The following is a 5,551-nucleotide window of genomic DNA, read 5'->3' on the forward strand; positions in this document are numbered from 1 at the left end:
GGCATCGCCTTCCTCGCTGCCCAGCAGCTTCGAGAGGCCCTTGACCAGTCTTCCCAGGACACCGGTCTGGGGTACCGGCAACTGGGGGGGAGATGGCCTCGGCGAAGCCGCCTTGTTCTGGGGGACGGCCGGGACCTCTTCCTGCTGCAGGGAGGCGGGTGCCGGTTCATTATGTATCACGGTCTTGACCGCCGCCTCGGCACGCTGGACCGGCTTGCCGAAGGCCGCCTCGGGTTCCTTGCCGATCTCGGTATCGACGGGCATTTCATGGCTCGACGTGATGCCGTCTTCCTCATCGACATGATCATTGCGCAGGCGCTGGACATCGTAGTGCGGCGTGTCCATGTCCGGATTGGGGAGCATCACCACCCTGACACCCTGGCGACGTTCGATCTCGGCGAGCACCGTACGCTTCTCGTTGAGCAGGTAGGTGGCCACTGGGACCGGCAGGATGGCACGGATCTGGGCACTGCGTTCCTTCATCGCCTCTTCCTCGATGAGGCGCATGATCGACAGCGAGATGGAGCGCACGTCGCGGATGGTGCCCTGGCCGTCACAGCGCGGGCAGACCACGCCGCTGGTCTCGCCCAGCGAGGGACGCAGGCGCTGGCGGGACATCTCCATCAGGCCGAAGCGCGATATGCGGCCGATCTGCACGCGGGCGCGGTCGAGCTTGAGGGCGTCGCGCATGCGGTTCTCGACCTCGCGCTGGTTGCGCGCCGGGCTCATGTCGATGAAGTCGATCACCACCAGGCCGCCAATGTCGCGCAGACGCAGCTGACGGGCGATCTCGTCGGCGGCCTCCGAGTTGGTCTGCAGGGCGGTCTCCTCGATGTCGCTGCCACGCGTGGCGCGCGCCGAGTTGATGTCGATGGAGACCAGGGCCTCGGTGTGGTCGATGACGATGGAGCCCCCCGAGGGCAGATTGACCTCGCGCTCGTAGGCGGTCTCGATCTGTGATTCGATCTGGAAGCGCGAGAAAAGCGGTACCTCGTCGACGTACAGATTGATCTTCTGCTGGTAGGAGGGCATCACCTGGCGGATGAAGGTCAGTGCCTCCTGATGGACCACTTCACTGTCGATCAATACCTCGCCGATGTCCTGGCGGAGGTAGTCACGCATGGCGCGAATGATGACATTGGATTCACGGTAGATCAGGAAGGGGGCAGGGCGCTTTCCCGCCTCCGAGGTGATGGATTCCCAGACCTGAACCAGGTAGTCCAGGTCCCACTGGAGTTCCTCGGGGGAGCGACCGATACCGGCGGTGCGCACGATCAGGCCCATCTTGTCGGGCACGGTGAGCATGCCGATGGCGTCCTTGAGCTGGTTGCGCTCGTCGCCTTCGATACGCCGGGAGATCCCGCCAGCCTTGGGGTTGTTGGGCATCAGCACCAGGAAGCGGCCGGCGAGGCTGATGAAGGTGGTCAGCGCCGCGCCCTTGTTGCCGCGTTCCTCCTTGTCGACCTGGACGATGACTTCCTGGCCTTCCTTGAGGACCTCCTTGATGCTGGGGCGTCCAGAGGTTTCCTTCAGGAAATAGTCACGGGAGATTTCCTTCAGGGGCAAGAAGCCGTGCCGATCGGCGTCGAAGTCGACGAAGGCGGCCTCGAGGGAGGGCTCCACACGAGTGATCTTGCCACGGTAGATGTTGGCTTTCTTCTGTTCCCGTGCACCGGATTCGATGTCAAGGTCGAACAGTCGCTGACCATCGACCAGGGCGACACGCAGCTCTTCGGGCTGGGTCGCATTGATAAGCATTCTTTTCATGTTGTCTCGCAAGTCCTGGCGCGCCACCAGGCGACCACTTGGCGAAGACGTAGGCGAACCTCTGGGTGCTGCGTGCTTGTGCCCGGCGCATCTCGCGCAAGCGAAATGGCACCTGACCATGCACTGAACCGGCTATCAAACAGGGCGCCAGTCCGGGCATGACCTCTTGGAGTACGGGGCGGAGGCAGGACATGTTTCGGTGGGATATCTCCCATCCGGCCCTGCAGTCACCGCCAACACCTGGCATTCATCGATTCGCCAACGCCGGCCTTCGGCACGCTGTTGAAGGTTTCCCGTGGCCTCTGACCACTTCGTGACTGAGAGAAGTGGTGGGGGATCCGGGCGTGGCTCTAAAAAAACGTCTACGGTTTTCCGCTGTTACTGCTGGGCGGCGGGACGCGGTAGCGCCGTCGCGGCCTGAACTTTTCGCTCCGGCCTGCGTGTCTGTAGAGCAGGCGCAATCAGGGCTGATGGGCCCATGGGAGCGACTTGACAATATACCAGTTACCGCTGTCGTCGGCAATTGGCGCAGCCGGGCGCCTGGTGCGTTAGAATGCGCCTTTCCGTGGGACGGGTCCCCGAGTCAGGCAGTGGAGTGGACGCATGGCCGAAGGACAAGATGTGCAGTGGGTGGAAGTGACCGAGGGACAGGTCGGCCAGCGCGTTGACAACTTCCTGATGACGCGCGTCAAGGGCGTGCCGAGGTCGCTGATCTACCGTATCGTTCGCAAGGGAGAGGTGCGGGTCAACAAGAAGCGAGTCAAGGCCGATACTCGCCTGGCACTAGGCGACCTGGTGCGGATTCCACCGCTCAAGCTGGCCCCCAGGGAGGCGGTACGAGACGTCAGCGACAATCTGCGCAACCTGCTCGCCGGGAATGTCCTGGTGGAAGGGCGCGACTGGCTGGTCATCAACAAGCCATCGGGCCTGGCGGTGCACGGGGGCAGTGGCGTCAAGATCGGGCTGATCGAGGCCTTGCGACAGGTGCGCGAGGATCTCGACTTCCTGGAACTGGTGCACCGGCTCGATCGGGACACCTCGGGTTGCCTGTTGCTGGCCAAGTCGCGCCCGGCCCTGCTGGCGCTCAATGCGTCCCTCAAGCAGCATCAGATGGACAAGCAGTACCTGGCCCTGGTCGCGGGTCGTTGGCCCCCCAAGCGTGACTTCGTCAGCGCCCCCCTGGAGCGCTATGAGGCGGGTAACGGCGAGCGCCGGGTCAGGGTCGACCCGCAAGGCAAGATGGCGCGGACGCGCTTTCATGTACAGGAGGCATTTCCCGAGGTGACCCTGATGGAGGCCGAGCCGGTGACCGGGCGGACCCATCAGGTCCGTGTGCATGCCGCCCATGCCGGCTACCCCTTGCTGGGCGATGACAAGTACGGTTCGCGACAGGGCTTGCGGCTGGCGGCAGGGCTGGGTCTGACGAGGCTCTTCCTGCATGCCGCTTCCCTGAGCTTTCCCGAACCCACCAGTGGTCGCCCGGTGGCGATCCGTGCGCCACTCCCCGATGACCTCCGGGCGGTCCTCGATCGTGCCCGTCGAGCGAGCTGACAATGGAGGCGAGATGCGTTATCGACTGGTGATATTCGACTGGGACGGCACCCTGATGGACTCCGAGGCCCGGATCGTCACCAGCATGCAGGTGGCAGCACGGGAGGCGGACTGGGGAGAGCTCGCTGCGGAGAATGTCAGCAACATCATCGGCCTGGGGCTGCCCGAAGCGATCGCCACTCTCTGCCCCGGCATCGATGCCGAGCGAGCCGAGCGCTTGCGTGATCGCTACGCCTTTCATTTCGTGCAGGGTGACACCACACCCATGTCATTCTTTCCCGGTGTAAAAGCGGGGCTGGCCAGATTGCATGCCAGGCCGGGGCAGCGTCTTGCCGTGGCCACGGGCAAGAGCCGTCGAGGTCTGGACAGGATCTTTCGCGAGACCGGCACCGGCCACTGGTTTCACGCCAGTCGCACGGCAGACGAGACGCTCTCCAAGCCGCATCCGAGGATGCTCGAGGAACTCCTCGTCGAACTCGGCTTCGATGTCGGGGAAGTGGTGATGGTCGGTGACACCGAATATGATCTCGAGATGGCACGCACACTGGGCATGGATCGTGTCGCAGTGACCTATGGTGTCCATGCACCGCAACGACTGGCGGCCAGCCGTCCTGTATTCACCGCCGAGTCGGCACTGGATCTCTTCGACTGGCTGCACACGTAGTTTCAAGTACAGCTTTGAACAACGGACTTCAAGGACAGGATGATCATGAGCGACGACAAGCACGAGGACCCCTGGACCCAGGGCCCCGAACGCCCTCTCGCGGGCGGGCATGAGGACAACCCGCAGGGACCGCCCCCGATCACCGCCACGGGTGAGGATGTCGAGACCCTGCGGGAGCGCCAGCGCCTGGCCCAGGTCGATATCCTGGATCGCTGGATCGGCGGCATTCTGGTGGAGCAGCGACGCGAGCGGCGCTGGAAGCTCTTCTTCCGCTTTCTGTTCGCGGCTCTGATCCTGACGACAATCGGGCTCAGCGGCTACAGCATCTTCGGGTCCCCCGGCACCTCGGTTCCCGCGGGTCCTCACCTGGGGATCGTCAAGGTGCAGGGGGTCATTGACACCGAATCGCGGGCCAGTGCCGAGCGGGTCATCCAGGGCTTGAACCGAGCCTGGGAATCGGCTGACGCCACGGCCGTGGTGTTGCACATCAATAGCCCCGGGGGGAGTCCGGTGCAGTCCCAGCGTATCTTCGAGGAAATCATGCGACTCCGCGGGGAGGGCGACAAGCCGATCATTGCAGTGATCGAGGACATCGGTGCCAGTGGTGCCTATTATATCGCCGCGGCAGCGGATGAAGTGGTCGCCGCTCCGGCGAGCCTTGTGGGGTCAATCGGCGTGGTCTCCGCCGGCTTCGGGTTCCAGGAGGCCATCGAGCGTCTCGGCGTGGAGCGCCGGGTCTTCGCAGCCGGTGACAACAAGGCCTTCCTGGATTCCTTCTCGACGGTGTCGCCCGAGCAGCGCGATTTCTGGCAAGGCGTTCTTGAGACCACTCATGACCAGTTCATCGCCGATGTCCGGGAAGGGCGCGGCGATCGACTATCCAGCGATGATCGGCTCTTTTCGGGTCTGGTCTGGAGCGGGGAGCAGGCGCTGGAACTGGGCCTGATCGACACCATCGGCAACCTCGATGTGCTGGCCCGCGAGCGCTTGCCCGAGCCCATGACCCATGATTATACCCCGGGTCTCGACCCGCTCGAGCGGTTGTCGCGGAGGCTGGGAATCATCGCCTCCGAGTGGCTGGGCCTGCCGTCATCGGTCTCCCCGCTGCGCTACCAGCTGTATTAGCGCTCAGCCACCAACGGATCCAAGCCCGCCTCGCGCAGCAGTTCGCAGAGGCGAATCAAGGGTAGGCCGATGAGGGTGTTGGGATCCTTGCCTTCCAGTGTCTCGAAGAGCGCAATGCCGAATCCTTCCATGCGGAAGCTGCCGGCGCTGTCCAGCGGCTTCTCCCTGTCGACATAGTGAAAGATCTCGGTGTCGCTCAGTTGTCGGAACACCACGTCATAACGCTCGTGACAAACGCGGTGGCTGCCGTTGCGGGTGTCGAGCAGCGCCAGGCCGGTGGGGAAATGCACCCGGTTCCCCGAGAAGCGTGCCAGGTTGGCCCTTGCGGTGGCCTCGTCGCCTGGCTTGCCGAGGATGTTGCCGGCGAAGACGGCCACCTGGTCCGAGCCGATGATCAAGTGGTCGGGCCAGTCCTCGGCCAGCCGACTGGCCTTGGCCAGCGCC

The 5,551-nt window shown here is 63.9% G+C and carries 5 protein-coding genes; 3 read left to right on the plus strand and 2 right to left on the minus strand.

Annotated elements, in window-relative coordinates:
* Window positions 1–1,767 (minus strand): ribonuclease E (gene rne / locus ACESMD_RS03195; RefSeq protein ID WP_372610256.1); only part of this gene is annotated, 1,767 nt, incomplete at its 3' end.
* A 603-nt stretch (window positions 1,768–2,370) separates the two neighbouring features.
* Here rne and ACESMD_RS03200 point away from each other — a divergent pair.
* The 3 genes from ACESMD_RS03200 to sppA are packed head-to-tail and all read left to right on the plus strand — an operon-like array spanning window position 2,371 to window position 5,107.
* Window positions 2,371–3,318 carry an RluA family pseudouridine synthase gene (locus ACESMD_RS03200; protein ID WP_372610258.1) on the plus strand — a complete coding sequence of 316 codons (948 nt, stop codon included), beginning with the start codon at window positions 2,371–2,373 and terminating at the stop codon, window positions 3,316–3,318.
* Between the two features lie 13 nt (window positions 3,319–3,331).
* Entirely contained in the window at window positions 3,332–3,982 is a 651-nt protein-coding gene (locus tag ACESMD_RS03205) for an HAD-IA family hydrolase (protein ID WP_372610260.1), read from the plus strand.
* A gap of 45 nt (window positions 3,983–4,027) precedes the next feature.
* The gene (sppA, locus tag ACESMD_RS03210; protein WP_372610262.1) at window positions 4,028–5,107 is read left to right on the plus strand and encodes a signal peptide peptidase SppA; all 1,080 of its coding nucleotides are present in this window, start codon (window positions 4,028–4,030) and stop codon (window positions 5,105–5,107) included.
* Here the strand turns inward: sppA and ACESMD_RS03215 are convergent.
* Window positions 5,104–5,551: nucleoside triphosphate pyrophosphatase (locus ACESMD_RS03215; RefSeq protein WP_372610264.1), on the minus strand; the 448-nt coding region annotated here is incomplete at its 5' end. The two genes, sppA and ACESMD_RS03215, sit on opposite strands and share 4 nt — an antisense overlap.

This window comes from Halomonas sp., assembly GCF_041689495.1.
Taxonomy (GTDB): domain Bacteria; phylum Pseudomonadota; class Gammaproteobacteria; order Pseudomonadales; family Halomonadaceae; genus Halomonas.

Bases quoted from the DNA above. Each gene is read 5' to 3' on its own strand.
- ACESMD_RS03200 (WP_372610258.1), top strand. From the start codon at position 2,371: ATGGCCGAAGGACAAGATGTGCAGTGGGTGGAAGTGACCGAGGGACAG.
- ACESMD_RS03205 (WP_372610260.1), top strand. From the start codon at position 3,332: ATGCGTTATCGACTGGTGATATTCGACTGGGACGGCACCCTGATGGAC.
- sppA (WP_372610262.1), top strand. From the start codon at position 4,028: ATGAGCGACGACAAGCACGAGGACCCCTGGACCCAGGGCCCCGAACGC.